The organism is Nocardioides eburneus (assembly GCF_040838215.1).
Lineage (GTDB): Bacteria > Actinomycetota > Actinomycetes > Propionibacteriales > Nocardioidaceae > Nocardioides > Nocardioides eburneus.
The window spans coordinates 87,843-103,710 of record NZ_JBFPJR010000003.1; the positions used below are offsets into that span (position 1 = coordinate 87,843).

Here is a 15,868-nt window from a genome sequence, read left to right on the forward strand (position 1 = left end):
TCAGCGGCCGACCACCCTCCCCCGGAGTACGACGGCGGCCGGCCGCGCGAGCACGCTGAGATCGGCGAGCGGGTCGGCGTCATACACCACGAAGTCGGCAGGATCGCCCTCGCCGAGCCCGGCGTTCCAGCCCAGCCAGTCCCGCGCCCGCCAGCTGGCGGCGCCGAGGGCGTAGTCGGCCGGGAGCCCGAAGCGATGCATGGCGAGCACCTCGGCGTGGAGGATCCCGTGGCGCTGGTTGCCGCCGCCATCGGAGCCGGCGTAGAGGGGGACGCCGGCCTCGAAGGCGGTCATGATCGTCTCGCGGCGCCGGTCGAAGAGATCGGTCATCGTGGTGGCGTAGGCGGGGAACTTCGCGCCCGCCTGCGCCGCCAGGTCGGGGAAGATCGCGGTCTGGAGCACCGTCGGGACGACCGCCGTGCCACGCTCGACCAGCGCCTCGATCAGGTCCGGCGTGAGGCCGGTGCCGTGCTCGATGCAGTCGATCCCGGCCTCGATGAGACCGGGGAGCACGTCCCGGCCGAAGCAGTGGGCCGTCACCCGCGCGCCATGGTCGTGGGCCACCTTGATCGCCGCGGTGAAGTCCTCCGCCGCGAAGCTCGGCCGCAGGTCGCCCTCGCCGCGGTCGATCCAGTCGCCGACGAGCTTCACCCAGCCGTCGCCCCGTCGCGCCTCCCGCGCCACGGCGGCGGGCAGCGCCTCGGGCTCGACCTCGTCGGCATAGCCCCGCATGTAGCGCCGGGTGCGCGCGATGTGACGGCCGGCCCGGATCAGCCGGGGCAGGTCCTCGCGGTCCTGGACCCACCGGGTGTCGCCCGGGCTGCCGCAGTCGCGCAGCAGCAGCGCGCCGCCGTCACGGTCCTCCACCGCCTGGCGCTCGGTGGTCGCCTCGTCGACGGCACCCTCCGCGCCGAGCCCGATGTGGCAGTGGGCGTCGACGAGCCCGGGCACGATCCACCCGCGGACGGCGGTCTCCACGCCCGCGGGCCGTTCGTAGGTGACGCGGTCGCCGACGACGTACAGCTCCCGCGGCTCGCCGTCGGGGAGCACCGGCCCGGAGAACGCCAACGCAGTCATATGAGGCACGTTACAGGCCCGACACCCTCGGATTCGGCCCGCCGTACGACGCTCAGCGCTGCGCCGACTCGCCCTCCTTGATCAGGTCGAGCAGCTTCGCGAGCGGCCGGATCCGGCCGCTCACCTGCCCGTCGCGCTCCTCCTGGAAGGTGGAGGAGGGGACGCCGATCAGCGCTCCGTCGTTGTTGACCGCGGCCCCGCCGGAGTTGCCCGGCGCGATGCGGGCATCGGTGTCGAACTCCCAGCGCTTCCCCTTGGCCTCGGAGTTGATGATCGTCGCGACGACGCCCTTGGTGACCGTGACCTCGGGATGTTCCTGGAACGGATCGTCGGTGCCGGAGCGCGCGATGCCCGGGAAGCCGAGGACGGTCACGGCGTCGCCGTTCTCCACGGTGTCGGAGTCGCCCTGCGGCATCGTCGGCAGGTCGAGCGTGGACGGGTCGACCGGGTTGCCGTCGGCGTCGGCGTAGATGCCGATGACGGCGGCGTCGACGTGACCGTCCGCGGCGAGGACCTTCGCGCGGTAGTCCGCCTCCCCGGTGAAGTAGCCGTTGTCCGGGTCGGTGAGGTGGATCTCGACGTAGTCGGGGTCATCGATCCCGAGGTCGTGCCCGTAGATCTCCTCGAGACCGTCCGCCTCGGGGGCGGCGACGTGGGCGTTGGTCAGGATGACGCCGTCCTTGGTGAGGATCGACCCGGAGCCGGTGACCAGCCCGTCACCGCTCGCGTCGTGCACCTCGTAGGAGATGAGCACCGTGGCCGCCTCCGCGCGGTCCTGCTCAGCGCGGGTCAACACGGAGAGCGAGTCGGCCTTCGGCTGGTCGTCGCCCCCGCCGAGCAGCGCGATCCCGCCGCCGACCAGCCCCGCGACGACGACCACCGAGACCACGGCCGCCGCGATCCGCAGACGCCGCGACCGGCGCCGGCGCGCGATCCGCGCCACCTCCGCCTCGGCGCTGAGGATGGGGACGAGGGAGAGCAGCTCACCGGCGGTCGGGTGGCCGAGACGGATGTCGGTCGTGTCGTCGAACTCGAGGTTCGTGACCGGCTTCCCCTTGGCGAAGGACCCGCTCTGCGAGCCGTTCTGGAAGACCCAGCCACCCGGCTTCGCGACGATCCGGGCGTGCTGACGGGAGACGCCCGGATCGTTGATGACGACGTCGTTGTCGGGCAGGCGCCCGATCGTGATCGTCGCCGGATGGCGGAAGCGGTGCTCCCGCCCTTCCGCGACGACCAGCAGGTCCGGCCCGCTGCTCGGCTGCGGTGCGCCCGGCATGCCGGGCGCACCGGCGATGATCGGCGCGGCCCGTCCGGGAGCGATGGTCATCTCGTAGGCCTCCGGCCCGGGGCGTACGTCGCCGGCTGCTGCCGAGGGGGCCGGAGCGTCCACCGGCGTGGCGCCGGGCGCGGGCGGCGCCCAGGAGGCCGGCGCACCGGGCTGGGCCGGCTGGACGGACTCGCCCTGGTGGCCCGGCTGGACGGGCTGGACCGGGGCGGCCGGAGGCGGCGCCGGCGCCGGCGGTCGGGCGGTCATCGCCGTGGGCCTGACCGGGGCGGCTTCGCCGGGGGCGGGCGACGCGGGCGCGACCGGAGCCACGCCGGCCGTGGTGTCGACGGTGAGGGTCGAGCCCGGCGCCGGCGGACCGCACTGGACGACGGTGCGCCCGTGGATCGGCCGCTCCGTGATCCGGGCGCCGTCGACGAACGTCCCGCCCGAGCTGCCGGCGTCGGCCAGCACCCATCCGGACGGGGTCGGTCGCAGCTCGGCGTGGGCCCGGGAGACGGAGACGGCGGACAGGACGACGTCGGCGTCGATGGACCGGCCGATCCTCACCACCTTGTCGGGCGGGAAGCTCAGGGCACGACCGTCGACCTCGATGCGCAGCAGGGGCATGCGCGCAGCATGCCCAGGGATCGGCGGACCTAACCTGCGAATTTCAGCCGGTCACTCAGAGCTGGTCGAGCAGCCACGTCGGGCTCATCGTGGTGGCGCCCGTCCCCCACGCACGGGCCTGCAGCATCCGATCGGCGGTGACTACGACGACCCGGTCTCCTCGCTGCGCCGCGGCCCGCGCCTCGGCGACGATCGTCGCATCGCCGTCCTTCGGCGCGTGGACGGTACGCACATGTCCGTCCCGCCCCGCCCGGACACCACCCTTGGCGGCACCCTCGAGGACCAGCACGACCTCGTCGTACGCGATGTCCGCGACGAGCAGCGACTCATGGAGCCGTCGGGCCGCGCCGGCGCGGTCCTTCCACCAGCCGTCGGGACGGGCGCCGACGACGTTGGCGCCGTCGACGACGAGGACGGTGGTCACGCGCCGACCCTGGACGGAGCCACTGAGGGCGGCCTGCCGGGGTTCGTCGAGACCGCGACGGGAGCTGAACGGCCCTCGTGGCGGGCAGCGTCCGGCGACGAGACGCCCGTCCGCGCGTGGCGTGCGGCGCCGCGGATGCTCACTTGAGGAACTTCGAGAAGTCCTTGGGGAGGTTGAGCTGCGCGGCCGCGGCCTCGTAGTCGACGTCCTCCTCGCCGGCCGGGAGACCGAACGGGTTGGGCGCGGCCGGCTTCTTCTCCGCCTCGGCCTTCGCCTGCGCGGCGGCCTTGGCCGGGTTGCCGGACTTGCGGGCACCCTTGCCCTTCTTCTGCTTGGGGGCCTGCTTAGCGCCGGCCCGCTTGCCGAAGCCGGCACCGGGCATGCCCGGCATGCCGGGCATGCCACCGCCCTGGGCGAGCTGGGTCATCATCTTCTTGGCCTCGAGGAACCGCTCGACGAGCTGGTTGACGTCGGAGACCTGACGGCCCGAGCCCTTCGCGATGCGCTGACGGCGGGAGCCGTCGAGGATCTTCGGGTTGGCCCGCTCGGCGGGGGTCATCGACTGAATGATCGCCTGGATGCGGTCGATCTCGCGCTCGTCGAAGTTGGCCAGCTGCTCGCGGAACTGGCCCATGCCGGGCAGCATCCCCATGAGCTTCGACATCGAGCCCAGCTTGCGCAGCTGCTGCATCTGCTTGAGGAAGTCGTCGAGCGTGAACTCGCCGGTGCCGAGCCGCTCGGCGGCCTTCTGCGCCTCCTGCTGGTCGAAGGCCTTCTCGGCCTGCTCGATCAGCGTGAGGACGTCACCCATGTCAAGGATGCGCGAGGCCATCCGGTCAGGGTGGAAGAGGTCGAAGTCGGTCATCTTCTCGCCGTTGGAGGCGAACATGACCGGCTTGCCGGTGATGGAGACGATCGAGAGCGCGGCACCACCGCGCGCGTCACCGTCGAGCTTGGTCAGGACGACGCCGTCGTACCCGACCCCGTCGAGGAAGGCCTGCGCGGTGTTGACCGCGTCCTGACCGATCATGGCGTCGACGACGAAGAGGACCTCGTCGGGCCGGACCGCGTCACGGATGTCGGCGGCCTGCTTCATCATCTCGGCGTCGACGCCGAGACGGCCGGCGGTGTCGACGATGACGACGTCGTGGAGGGTGCGCTTCGCCTCCTCGATCGACGCCCGGGCGACCGAGACGGGGTCGCCCACGCCATTGCCGGGCTCGGGAGCGAAGACCTTGACGCCGACCCGCTCGCCGTTGACCTGGAGCTGGTTGACCGCGTTGGGGCGCTGCAGGTCGGCCGCGACGAGCAGCGGCTGCTTGCCCTGCTCCTTGAGCCAGAGCGCGAGCTTGGCCGCGAGCGTCGTCTTGCCGGCACCCTGCAGGCCCGCGAGCATGATGACGGTGGGGCCGGACTTCGCATAGCGCAGCCGGCGCGTCTCGCCGCCGAGGATGTTGACGAGCTCGTCGTTGACGATCTTCACGACCTGCTGGGCCGGGTTCAGCGCCTGGCTGACCTCCTCGCCGCGGGCGCGCTCCTTGACGGCCGCGACGAACTCCCGGACGACCGGCAGGGCGACGTCCGCCTCGAGCAGCGCGATGCGGATCTCGCGCGCGGTGGCGTCGATGTCGGCCTCGGAGAGCCGCCCCTTGCCCCGGAGGTTCTTGAAGGTCGAGGCGAGGCGGTCGGAGAGCGTGGCGAACAAGAGCAGGTCCTCTTAAGGGGAGTCTGGAACGTGTCGAGGGTCAAGACTAACCGGGCTCCCCCACGAGCACCGTTTCGGCGCTCACACCGTCAGCGCGGCGCGTACGGCGTGGGCCGCCTCGGCGGCGCGCTGGTCGCTCAGCGAGCCGGCATGCGCCTCCTGGAGATAGAACACGTCGACCGCCTGCGGCCCGAGCGTGTCCACATGCGCGGAGCGCACCGCCACGTCGAGCCGGGCCAACGCCTCGCACACGAGGTAGAGGATGCCGGGCCGGTCGGCGGTACGGACCTCCAGCACGGTCGCCTGCGCCGACGCCTCCGGGCGTACGACGACCGACGGCGCGAGCTCCGCCGACGGTCCCGGCCGCAACCGTGCTGCCGGGTCCAGCCGGCCCTCGCTGATCGCCTCGAAGCGGGCGCGCAGGACGGCACTGTCGAGGTGCTGGTCGTCGACCTCCCAGACGCTGACGCCGTACTCCCCCTGCGGCCACGCGCGCGCCGCGCGCACCGGCGTCCGCTGGAACGCGAGCGTCGCCGCGCAGTCGGCGAGCAGGCCGATCCGATCAGGAGCGATGACCGTGACCCGGGCTCCGTCCGAGCGCCGCTCGACCTGGAACGACACCTGCCCCTTCCGGCGTACGACGGCGGGGATCTCGACCTCGGCGTGCCCGCGCTCCTCGGGCTCGAGGCCGGTGTCGAGCGCGCGGCGCACCCGCGCGGCGAGGTCGAGGATCAGCGTCGAGCGCCACGACGACCAGGCCTTGGGGCTGGTCGCGCGGGCATCGGCCTCGGTGAGCGCCGTCAGCAGCGCCAGGGACTCGGGCCGGGTGACGTGCTCGGTGATCGCATGCACCGTGGCCGGGTCGTCGGGGTCGCGGGTGGTGGCGAGGGTCGCGAGCAGGAGGTGCCAGCGGACGAGGTTGGCGACGAGGTCCGCCGCCAGCTCATCGAAGCCCATCCGTCGCGCGATCGCGCGGGCGATCGGAGCACCGGCGACGGAGTGCTCGGTCAGCGACCCCTTCCCGATGTCGTGCAGGAGCGCGGCGACCATCAGCACGTCGGGCCGGGCGACCTCGCGGATGAGCGCCGAGGCCTCGATGCAGGTCTCGACGACGTGTCGGTCGACGGTGAACCGATGGACGATCGAGGCGTGCGGCAGCATCCTGATCCGCTCCCACTCGGGCAGGATCCGGGCCAGGGCGCCGGTCTCCTCGAGGGTCTCCCACACGAGCAGCAGGCCCCGGCCCGAGGCGAGCAGCCGGACGAGCAGGTGGCGGGCCTCCGGCGGCCATGGGTCGGGCAGCGGCGGCGTCTCGCGGGCGAGCCGGGCCGCGGTCGGGGGCGCGAGCACCGCGCCCTGCTCGGCGGCCGCCGCGGCGGCCCGCAGGAGCAGCAGCGGGTCGGACGCCGGCTTCGCGGACCGGTCGAGCACGACCTCGCCGTAGGCGAGGGCGACGCCGGGGCCGAGGGGGTGAAGCGCGGGCCGGCGCGGGGCCGTGGCCGGCGGGCGCTCGAGGACGGCGTCGACGCGTCGCCAGGTGAGGCGGGTCAGGTGGATCATCCGGCGGCCGAGCTCGCGCACGTGCACCTGCGCGGCCCGGGCGTCGGCGAGGCCGAGCCGCTCGGCGAGCCCGTCCCACAGCTCGGGCGAGATCCGGTCGACCGCGCGTCCGGCGAGCTCGTGGACGAAGTCACGGACGTCGAGCAGGGCGAGCCGGGTGCGCTCGAGCTCGCCGTGGGGCACGTCGACGAGCCAGGTCGCGACGAGGGCCTTGAGCACCGTCGCGTCGCGCAGGCCGCCGCCCGCCTCCTTGAGGTCGGGCACCGAGACGTGCGCCAGCTCCCCCATCAGCTCGTGCCGGCTGATCGTCATCTGCTTGAGCGCGGGCAGCTGCTGGCGGGCCTGACGCCGCCAATGCGCGAGCATCGTGGCCCGGAGTCGCAGCGTGAGGTTCGGGTCGCCGGCCAGGTGCCGGATGTCGAGCAGCCCCAGCGCCACCCGCAGGTCGGCCGCGGCCGCCTCCACCATCTCCGGCAGCGACCGCACCGCATGGTCGAGGCGCGCGGCGACGTCCCAGAGCGGATACCACACCTTCGCCGCGAGCTCGCCGGGCTCGACGCCCTCGTCGTGGACGAGCACGACGTCCCAGTCCGAGTACGGCGCCAGCTCGCCTCGCCCGTAGCCGCCGACCGCGACCAGGGCGACCCCGGCTTCGGGGCCGCCCTGGTCGTCGTACGCCTCGAGACAGAGCCGGTCGGCCTCGCTGGTGCGTCGAGCCCTCTCCTCGGACGTCACGGAAGTCCCGCGCCCTGCGACGTCCGGGTCAGATCGCCGCGTCGTCGCGGTCGCCGGTGCGGACCCGGATGACGGTGTCCAGCGGGCTGACCCAGATCTTTCCGTCGCCGATCCGGTCGGTCCGGGCCGACGTCTCGATGGCTCCGACGACCGCATCGACGTCACCGTCGGGCACGGCGATCTCGAGCCGGATCTTGGGCACGAGCGCGACGTCGTACTCCGCACCGCGGTAGACCTCGGTGTGGCCCTTCTGCCGGCCGTAGCCGCTGACCTCGGACACCGTCATCCCGGTGACCCCCACGGCCTCGAGCGCGACGCGGACGTCCTCCCACTTGTGGGGCTTGATGACTGCGGTGACGAGCTTCATATCTCCTCCGACTCCCATTCGGTCGAGCGCGGCACCCACGCTGGTGGCCGAACGCCTTCGGTGGCGGTCCGGGCTACGGGCATCATGCCGCACGGTGGCCGGACCCGACGGGCGGCTCCGGTGGGCGAACGGCCCGGCCCCGTGGGGAGCCGGGCCGCACCGCCTGGTTCCTGCAGATCAAACCTGCGGATCGGATCAGAGCGCGGCCGAGTCGCGGTCGCCGGTGCGGACCCGGACGACCGTCTCGACCGGGCTCACCCACACCTTGCCGTCCCCGATCCGGGCGGTCTGGGCGGTCTTGACGATGAGGCCGACGACGTCCTCGGCGTCGTCGTCCTCGATGACGATCTCGATCCGGATCTTCGGCACGAGCGCGATGTCGTACTCCGCACCACGGTAGACCTCGGTGTGGCCCTTCTGTCGGCCGTAGCCGCTCACCTCGGACACCGTCATCCCGGTGACCCCGAAGGTCTCGAGCGCCTCACGGACGTCCTCCCACTTGTGCGGCTTGATCACCGCGGTCACGAGCTTCACGACAGCACCCCCGTGCCGGCGGCGATCTCGTACGCCGTCTCGCCGTGCTGGTCGCTGTCGATGCCCTCGACCTCGGCCTCGTCCGTGGTGCGCCAGCCGATCGTGAACCGGATCGCGAGGGCGATGACGGTGGTGAGGACACCGGTCCACACGATCGTGAAGAGCGCCGCCATGACCTGGTGGCCCAGCGACGTCAGCCCGCCGCCGTAGAAGAGGCCGTCCACGCCGCCCGGCGCCGACGAGGTCGAGAGGAAGCCGATGAGCAGGGTGCCGACCAGGCCGCCGACGAGGTGGACGCCGACGACGTCGAGCGAGTCGTCGAAGCCGAGCTTGTACTTCAGCCCCACCGCCAGGGCGCAGAGGGCGCCGGCGACGGCACCGATGATGATCGCGCCGTAGGTGTTGACCGCGCCGCACGACGGCGTGATCGCGACGAGCCCGGCGACGATGCCCGAGGCCGCGCCGAGGGCGGAGGCCTTGCCGTGCAGGACCCGCTCGGCGAGGAGCCAGGCCAGCATCGCCGCGGCCGTGGCGACGGTCGTGTTGACGAAGGTGACGCCGGTCTCGCTCATGAACTGCTTGGTCATGTCGGCCTCGGACGCATCCGCCGGGAAGACGATCGAGCCGACGTTGAAGCCGTACCAGCCGAACCACAGCAGGCCGGCGCCGATCATCGTCAGGGTCAGGTTGTGCGGACGCATCGGCTCCTTGGGCCAGCCGACCCGCTTCCCGACGACCAGGGCGAGCACGAGGCCGGCGACACCGGCGTTGATGTGGACGACCGTGCCGCCGGCGTAGTCCTGGGCGACCCAGTGCTCCGAGAGCCAGCCGCCGCCCCACACGTTGTGGGCGATCGGCAAGTAGCAGAGCGTCAGCCAGACGGGCACGAAGACCATCCAGGAGGAGAACTTCACCCGGTCGGCGACCGCGCCGCTGATCAGCGCCGCGGTGATCGCCGCGAAGGTGAGCTGGAACGCCATCCCTATGTAGGAGCTCCACTCGACGTCCTTCAGCCCGAAGAGGGTGAAGGGGTTGCTGATCAGGTCGCCGTTGCCGAGGTTGCCCCAACCCTCCGACCAGCCCCAGAGCACGAAGACGAGGGTCGCGATGCCGAAGGCACCGAACGACATCATCATCATGTTCAGGACCGACTTCGAGCGCGTCATGCCGCCGTAGAACAGGGCCAGCGCCGGAACGGTCATCATCAGGACGAGGGCCGTCGCCACCAACATAAAGGCGTAGTAGCCGTCCACAGAACCTCCATGGATTCGCATCTCGGGAGGCGAGGAGGCCACGACGCCGTCGTCGCAGGCGACACACCCGCCTTCATTCGGAGCAACCTTGAAGGTCGGACGTTTCAGCGCCAGGTGTGCGGTGTTTCGCCCGCGTAACGAGTCCGACGCGGCTGTTGCCCGGACGTTTCCACGAGCGCACGCGAGCCTCGCGGCGCGGTCCGACGACCGTCGTACGCCGGCCGCGGACGGGACGGGGTCAGGCTCGGGTCAGCCCGGACCGTCAGCCCAGCAGGGCGTCGACGAACGCCTCGGGGCTGAACGGAGCGAGGTCGTCCGCGCCCTCCCCCAGCCCGACGAGCTTGACGGGTACGCCGAGCTCGCGCTGCACCTGGACGACGATGCCGCCCTTCGCGGAGCCGTCCAGCTTGGTCAGCACGATCCCGGTGACGTCGACGACCTCACCGAACACGCGGGCCTGGATCAGGCCGTTCTGACCGGTGGTCGCGTCGAGCACGAGGAGGACCTCGCTCACCGGCGTCTGCTTCTCGATGACGCGCTTCACCTTGCCGAGCTCGTCCATGAGCCCGGCCTTGTTCTGCAGCCGGCCGGCGGTGTCGACGATGACGGTGTCGGCGCCCGTGTCGATGCCCTCCTTGACGGCGTCGAAGGCGACGCTCGCGGGGTCGCTGCCCTCGGGACCGCGAACCACATCGACCCCGACACGCTCGCCCCAGGTGGTCAGCTGCTCGGACGCCGCGGCGCGGAAGGTGTCGGCCGCGCCGAGGACGACGGAGCGGTCCTCGGCCACGAGGATGCGGGCGATCTTGCCGACCGTCGTGGTCTTGCCGGTGCCGTTGACGCCGACGACGAGCACGACGCCGGGCCGGCCGTCCGCGCCGCTCACCTGGAGGCGGCGGTCCAGGTCGGAGCCGACCAGGTGGACCAGCTCCTCGCGCAGCACGCTGCGCACGTCACCGGCGTCGGCGCCCTCGACGCGAAGCCGGGTGCGTAGCCGCTCGACGAGCTCCTGCGTCGGCGCGACACCCACGTCGGCGGTGAGGAGCAGGTCCTCGATGTCCTCCCAGGTGTCCTCGTCGAGGCGGTCGCGCGAGAGCAGCGCCAGCAGACCACGCCCGAGCGCCGACTGCGAGCCGGCGAGCCGCTGCCGCAGACGGACCAGGCGCGACGCCGTGCTCTCCGGCTTCTCGACGACCGGCGCCTCGGGCTCGACCTCGGGGACGGGCTCGACGACGACCGGGGCCGCCGGCTCCTCGACCCGGGGCTCGGCCTCCTTCGGAGGGGCGACGACCGGCGGAGCCGGCCGCGTCGGCACCTTGGTGCGCCGGCTCCGCGTGACCAGGCCGGCCGTCGTTGCGACGGCCGCGAGGAGGACGACCGCGATGATCACGATGAGGGTGACGAGCATGCTCACATCCAACCAGAGCCACCCAGCCGATCAGCAGCCCGGCCGCGGCCTCCCACCCGCGTGGATCGTCGACCGGATCCGCGGCGGGTGCCCGGCCACGGAGACGGCTCGCCTGAGCCGGAACCGCGTCGGTCGACGGATACGATTCCTCTCATGACCACCGAGCCGGGGAACCCACCGACCGTCCTGTTCGTGGCGGGGGCCGGCCGCAGTGGCACCAGCACGGTCGCCGGCGCGCTCAGCCGGCTCGGGTTCGCCGTTCCCCAGCCGGAGGTTCCGCCCGACGAGTCGAACCCGCGCGGCTTCTACGAGCCGCAATGGGTCGTGGACTTCCACGAGCGCGTCCTCGAGGACATCGGTATCCGGGTCAACGACGCGCGTCCGGAGGCGGTCGATCGGGCCGCGGTCGCGAGCGCGCGCAGCGACCTGTTCGACGAGCTGACCGAGTGGCTCGCGCCGTACGCCGCCGACCGGATCGTCGTCAAGGACCCGCGCTCCTTCTGGCTGCACGAGCTGTGGCGCAGAGCCATCGTGAAGACCGGCATGGAGGCGGTGTTCCTCACCATGCTCCGCCACCCCGCCGAGGTCGCCAAGTCGCGCGACACGCACTACCTGGCCTGCCGCGACGCGGAGCTCCGGCGCGCTCGGGAGACCACCAACGTCGCCTCCTGGTGCCACGGGATCCTTGTCACCGAGCGGGCGACGCGGGACGACCGCCGTACCTTCGTGCCGTATGCCGACTTGATGTCGGACTGGCGGGCCGCTCTGCGCCGCGTCGACGAGCAGCTCGGCCTCGGCGTGATGACCGATGTCGAGGAGACCCACCACGCGAACGACGACTTCATCGACACGGCGCTCTACCGCAGCAAGGTCACCTGGGACGACCTCTCGGTGCCTGCCGAGGTCACGGCGCTCGCGGACGAGGTGTGGGAGACGGTCAACCTCCTCGTCAGCGATCCCGGCGACGCCGCGGCGATGGCGCGGATGGACGAGCTCCACGCGCGCTACGACCGGCTCTATGCGCTGGCCCGGGACCTCATGCTCGACCAGACCTTCGTCGACCGCGCCGCCCATCGCCGGACGCAGGCCGCCGCGCGGGAGCGGTTCCGCGCCCGCATCGAGCGCCTCGAGGAGCGACTGGCGCAGGCCCGGGCTCGCGCCGGGCGTCTCGAGGAGCGGGTGGCGCTGCTGCAGAAGCAGAACGACGGGCTCGCCCGGGAGCTCGACCGGATCCGCGGCTCGCTCCCCTACCGGATCGCCCGGCGGGCGCGCCGCGCGCTCCCGCGCTGATCTGCGCCGTACCTCGTCCGGCGTCGACTCCGCGCGTGCGGAGCCGGACGGGCGCGTTCCGAACGGTACCTTGGTGATCTCGTCCGAGGTCGTCGCACTGCACGAGTGGAGGTCGTCGCGCACTTGTCCGAGCAGCCCCGAGCCCGGAAGCTCCTCACCGGCCTCCGCCGGCCGGTGCCGGCACGACGCGGACGGCCGCCGGCCGCGGTCGATGCACACTACGCCGGCATCCTCGACGGCCGACGCCTCTGGCTGGCGCTTCCCCTCGACGTCCCGGCACCAGCGTTGTGGTCGCGGGAGGTGGGCCTGTTCTCGCCCGTCGACGAGCACGAGGACGATCCTCATGCCCCGTCCGGGCTGCGCAGCGTGCGCTGGGACCTCGAGTCGGCGCTGGCGCAGCACGGCCCGGGCACGTACGCCGTCGTCGTACCCACGCCTGAGGGGCGGCGACCGGTCCGGCTCCCCACCGCCCTGCCGGAGGACCTCGCGGCCGCAGTGCCCCTGCGCGGACGCACGATGCAGCTCAGGCTCGTGCGCAGCGAGGCCGGCGACCTCGCCGTCGACCACGACGTGCCGCCTCCCACCGTCGACCTGGTCTCGGCGGCGTACGCCGACGGCACGGTGCACCTCGTGCTCGATGCTCCCGCGGGCTGCTCCGGTGAGGTGACCCTCGTCGACGAGTCCGACGAGGTCGCCGGTGTCCTGCGGGGAGAGCACCGCACCGACGGCCTCCACTGCTCCCTCACCGCCGACGACGTCCCCGCCGCGCCGGGGCCGTTCCGCTTCGTCGCCGGCGGGCTTCCGGTTGTGCGTCGCGACAATGGGCTGACGGACGCTCGTCAGGTCCTTCTCCCGTTCGTGCCGGGGCCTGTGGGAGATGACGTCGTCGCCCAGCTCGCCTTCCGACCTCACGGACGGCTCGTGCTGCGTCGCACTGCTCCCGTCACGGGAGGCGCGGCATGAGGGTGACGTACCTGCTCTCGGCGGACCCTGCACCCCACGCGGTCGCCGCCAACCGTGCCCTCGTCGACGAGGCGAGCCTCGCCGCAGCGGCCGGTCACGCCGTGACGCTCGTCGGTCTGACCCGCCCGGCTCCTCGCACGCTCGCGCCCGGCATCGCCGTGGTCGGGCTGCTCGACCGTGCGGACGACTGCGACGTCGAGGGCGGCGTGTCCACCGAGCCGCCCTCGATCCTGGTCCCCCCGCAGTGGGAGGACGGCTTCGGCGCCGGCGCGGACCCCGCACTGCGGCAGTACCTCACTCGCCTCGACACCGACGTGCTCGTGACCGCCGGTCCTGGTCTCGTCTCGGCAGCCGCGCGCCTCGCCCCTGAGACGACCACGCTCGTCTACCAGGAGCACCGCCTGCCCTCGGAAGCAGACCTCGACCCGGTGGCCATGTGCGCCGCGCGGATCGACCTGGTGCTCACGACTTCCCCCGCGACCTTCCACTGGCTCCGAGCCGCCCTGGCCGGGCCGGCGGGCGGCTCGACCGGCATGCCGGTCGAGCTCGTCCCGGACGTCGCGGGCGAGCTGACGGCGCCGTACCGACCGCGATCGACGCTCGCGTCACCGCTGATCGTGGCCGCCGGCGGGCCGTCGCGCGGCGCGAGCTACACCCGCCTGGTCGCGGCGTTCGGCCAGATCGCGGCCGACCTGCCGGACTGGCGCCTGCGGATCCTCGACGAGGGGCGGAGCAAGGGTGCGCTTCTCCGCCCGATCCGCAAGTGGGGCCTCTACGACCGCGTCGAGCTGCCGGCCGCCGGCGACGACCTCGCCGCTGAATGGGCCCGGGGCGCGTTCTCGGTCCACGTGTCGCCGAACGCGGAGGTCCGCCGGAGCATCCGGGGTGCGATGGCCGCCGGCCTCCCGGCCGTCGCCTTCGATCATCCCTCCGGTGCCCGCCACCTCATCGATCACGGCGTCAACGGGCTCCTCGTGTCCCCCGACTCGGTGCCCGGCATGGCGAGCGCGCTGCACCGGCTCGCCGTCGACGCCGACCTCCGCCACCGCCTGGGCGAACGGGCGCTCACCGTGGTGGAGCAGTATGACGCTGCCGCGGTGCTCGCCGCCCGGACGCACCTCTACGACCGGGCCCGCAGCCGTCAGCGCGCCACTGTCTCGGCAGGTGTCGTCTCGACCGCCTCCGTCCGGCCCACCCGCGCGGTGCCCGACCTGACACCGCAGCAGGCGCGCACGCTGGCGTTGACGTGGGCCGCCGGCGCGGCCCAGAGCGCGGCGCCCGAGTCGTGGTTCGTCGTTCCGCCCGGGCTCGGGGACCCCGCCACCGTCGTACTCCCGATGGAGGCGCGCCCCGCCTTCCTCGACGCCCTGGGGCGTCCTGAGGCGCCCGTGGAGCTCTCCCTCGTCGACCCCGGTGAGTTCGACTGGCCGTTCCGCCGCGGACCGGTCGCGGAACTGGCCGCGGAGATCCGCCGCGGGCGCACCCCGCACCTCCGGCTGGAGCCATGGCCCGGCGGTCACGAGCAGCCCGGCGTCCTCGCCCAGGGCTGCGCCGTGGCGATCGAGTTCTGGGAGCGCTCGCCGCAGGGCGATCTCGTCGCGGCCCGCCGCAACCGGTTCGTGCAGTCCGTCTCGCCGGCGGAGTCGTTCGTGTCGTACGACGTCGAGGGCGTCACCGTCCGGACGTTGCCGCTGATGACGCGGCCGACCGTCCATGAGTGCCACTTCCCTATCGACGTCGTCTACACCTGGGTCGACGGCGGCGACCCCGCCTGGGAGGCGAGTCGCGCGGAACGGCTGGCCGACCTGGAAGGTACGGCGGCCACCCGGGAGTCGAGCGGTCGCGCCCGGTTCGTGAGCCGGGACGAGCTGCGCTACTCGATGCGCAGCGTCCACCTCTTCGCACCCTGGGTCCGCCGGATCCATCTCGTCACGGCGAGCCAGGTCCCGACGTGGCTCGTCGACCACCCCAAGGTGCGGCTGGTCGACCACAAGGAGATCCTGCCCCCCGAGGCGCTGCCGACCTTCAACTCCCACGCGATCGAGGCCGCTCTCCACAAGATCCCGGACCTCGCCGAGCACTGGATCTACCTCAACGACGATGTGTTCCTGGGGCGTCCGCTGTCGCCGGAGACGTTCTTCACCCCCGCCGGCCAGCCGAAGGTCCTGCTCGATGAGTCCGGCGTCGGCGACGTGGGCGACCCTCGGGCGAAGCCGTGGCTCAAGGCGGCCTGGAACAACCGGGAGCTCCTGGCGGACGCCGTCGGAGCGATCAACATCCTTCCGCTGCGACACGTCCCGCATCCACAGCGCACCTGCGTCGTCGCCGAGCTGGAGGCGAGGTTTCCGGCGGAGTTCCTCGACACGCTCCGCGCGCCGTTCCGTTCCGACACGGACATCTCCGTACTCGCCTCGCTCGCCCAGCACTTCGGGCTCGCGACCGGTCAGGCCGTCGTCGGCACGGCGGAGGACACCTTCCTCGACATCAGCACGAGCGGCGTACTCGGGGTGCTCCGTCGACTGCTGGACCGGCAGAACGACTTCTTCTGCCTGGGCGACCACCACGACCATGCGCTGCCGCCGGACCGCTTGCACACCGCGCTGGAGGACTTCCTCGCGGACTACTTCCCGCTCACCGCGCCGTGGGAGCGCACCTGAC

The 15,868-nt window shown here is 72.6% G+C and carries 12 protein-coding genes; 3 read left to right on the forward strand and 9 right to left on the reverse strand.

Going from position 1 to position 15,868, the window contains the following annotated elements; translation table 11 throughout:
* The 9 genes from AB3X52_RS02420 to ftsY all read right to left on the reverse strand — a co-directional run bounded on the left by AB3X52_RS02420 (position 1) and on the right by ftsY (position 10,957).
* On the reverse strand, positions 1 to 1,077 hold the full coding sequence (locus AB3X52_RS02420) for an amidohydrolase family protein (protein ID WP_367991171.1): 1,077 nt from the start codon (positions 1,075 to 1,077) through the stop codon (positions 1 to 3).
* Between the two features lie 52 nt (positions 1,078 to 1,129).
* Positions 1,130 to 2,971, reverse strand: a complete 1,842-nt coding sequence (locus AB3X52_RS02425) for an FHA domain-containing protein (RefSeq protein ID WP_367991173.1) — start codon at positions 2,969 to 2,971, stop codon at positions 1,130 to 1,132.
* A gap of 55 nt (positions 2,972 to 3,026) precedes the next feature.
* Positions 3,027 to 3,395, reverse strand: coding sequence for an NYN domain-containing protein (locus tag AB3X52_RS02430; RefSeq protein WP_367991175.1), 369 nt, complete (start codon positions 3,393 to 3,395; stop codon positions 3,027 to 3,029).
* 139 nt (positions 3,396 to 3,534) lie between these two features.
* Positions 3,535 to 5,100, reverse strand: a complete 1,566-nt coding sequence (ffh, locus tag AB3X52_RS02435) for a signal recognition particle protein (protein ID WP_367991177.1) — start codon at positions 5,098 to 5,100, stop codon at positions 3,535 to 3,537.
* 81 nt (positions 5,101 to 5,181) lie between these two features.
* The gene (locus AB3X52_RS02440; RefSeq protein WP_367991179.1) at positions 5,182 to 7,395 is read right to left on the reverse strand and encodes a [protein-PII] uridylyltransferase; all 2,214 of its coding nucleotides are present in this window, start codon (positions 7,393 to 7,395) and stop codon (positions 5,182 to 5,184) included.
* A 28-nt stretch (positions 7,396 to 7,423) separates the two neighbouring features.
* On the reverse strand, positions 7,424 to 7,762 hold the full coding sequence (locus tag AB3X52_RS02445; RefSeq protein ID WP_367991181.1) for a P-II family nitrogen regulator: 339 nt from the start codon (positions 7,760 to 7,762) through the stop codon (positions 7,424 to 7,426).
* A 195-nt stretch (positions 7,763 to 7,957) separates the two neighbouring features.
* Positions 7,958 to 8,296, reverse strand: coding sequence for a P-II family nitrogen regulator (locus tag AB3X52_RS02450; RefSeq protein WP_367991183.1), 339 nt, complete (start codon positions 8,294 to 8,296; stop codon positions 7,958 to 7,960).
* On the reverse strand, positions 8,293 to 9,549 hold the full coding sequence (locus AB3X52_RS02455; protein ID WP_367991185.1) for an ammonium transporter: 1,257 nt from the start codon (positions 9,547 to 9,549) through the stop codon (positions 8,293 to 8,295). Before AB3X52_RS02455 ends, AB3X52_RS02450 begins: the two co-directional genes overlap by 4 nt.
* 262 nt (positions 9,550 to 9,811) lie before the next feature.
* The gene (ftsY, locus tag AB3X52_RS02460) at positions 9,812 to 10,957 is read right to left on the reverse strand and encodes a signal recognition particle-docking protein FtsY (protein ID WP_367991187.1); all 1,146 of its coding nucleotides are present in this window, start codon (positions 10,955 to 10,957) and stop codon (positions 9,812 to 9,814) included.
* Between the two features lie 153 nt (positions 10,958 to 11,110).
* Between ftsY and AB3X52_RS02465 the strand changes: the two genes are divergently transcribed.
* The 3 genes from AB3X52_RS02465 to AB3X52_RS02475 all read left to right on the forward strand — a co-directional run bounded on the left by AB3X52_RS02465 (position 11,111) and on the right by AB3X52_RS02475 (position 15,867).
* The gene (locus AB3X52_RS02465) at positions 11,111 to 12,247 is read left to right on the forward strand and encodes a sulfotransferase family protein (protein WP_367991189.1); all 1,137 of its coding nucleotides are present in this window, start codon (positions 11,111 to 11,113) and stop codon (positions 12,245 to 12,247) included.
* 123 nt (positions 12,248 to 12,370) lie between these two features.
* Positions 12,371 to 13,210, forward strand: coding sequence for a hypothetical protein (locus AB3X52_RS02470; RefSeq protein ID WP_367991191.1), 840 nt, complete (start codon positions 12,371 to 12,373; stop codon positions 13,208 to 13,210).
* Positions 13,207 to 15,867: a Stealth CR1 domain-containing protein gene (locus AB3X52_RS02475; protein WP_367991193.1), complete on the forward strand. Its 2,661-nt coding sequence runs from the start codon at positions 13,207 to 13,209 to the stop codon at positions 15,865 to 15,867. Before AB3X52_RS02470 ends, AB3X52_RS02475 begins: the two co-directional genes overlap by 4 nt.
* Position 15,868: the final 1 nt, after the last annotated feature.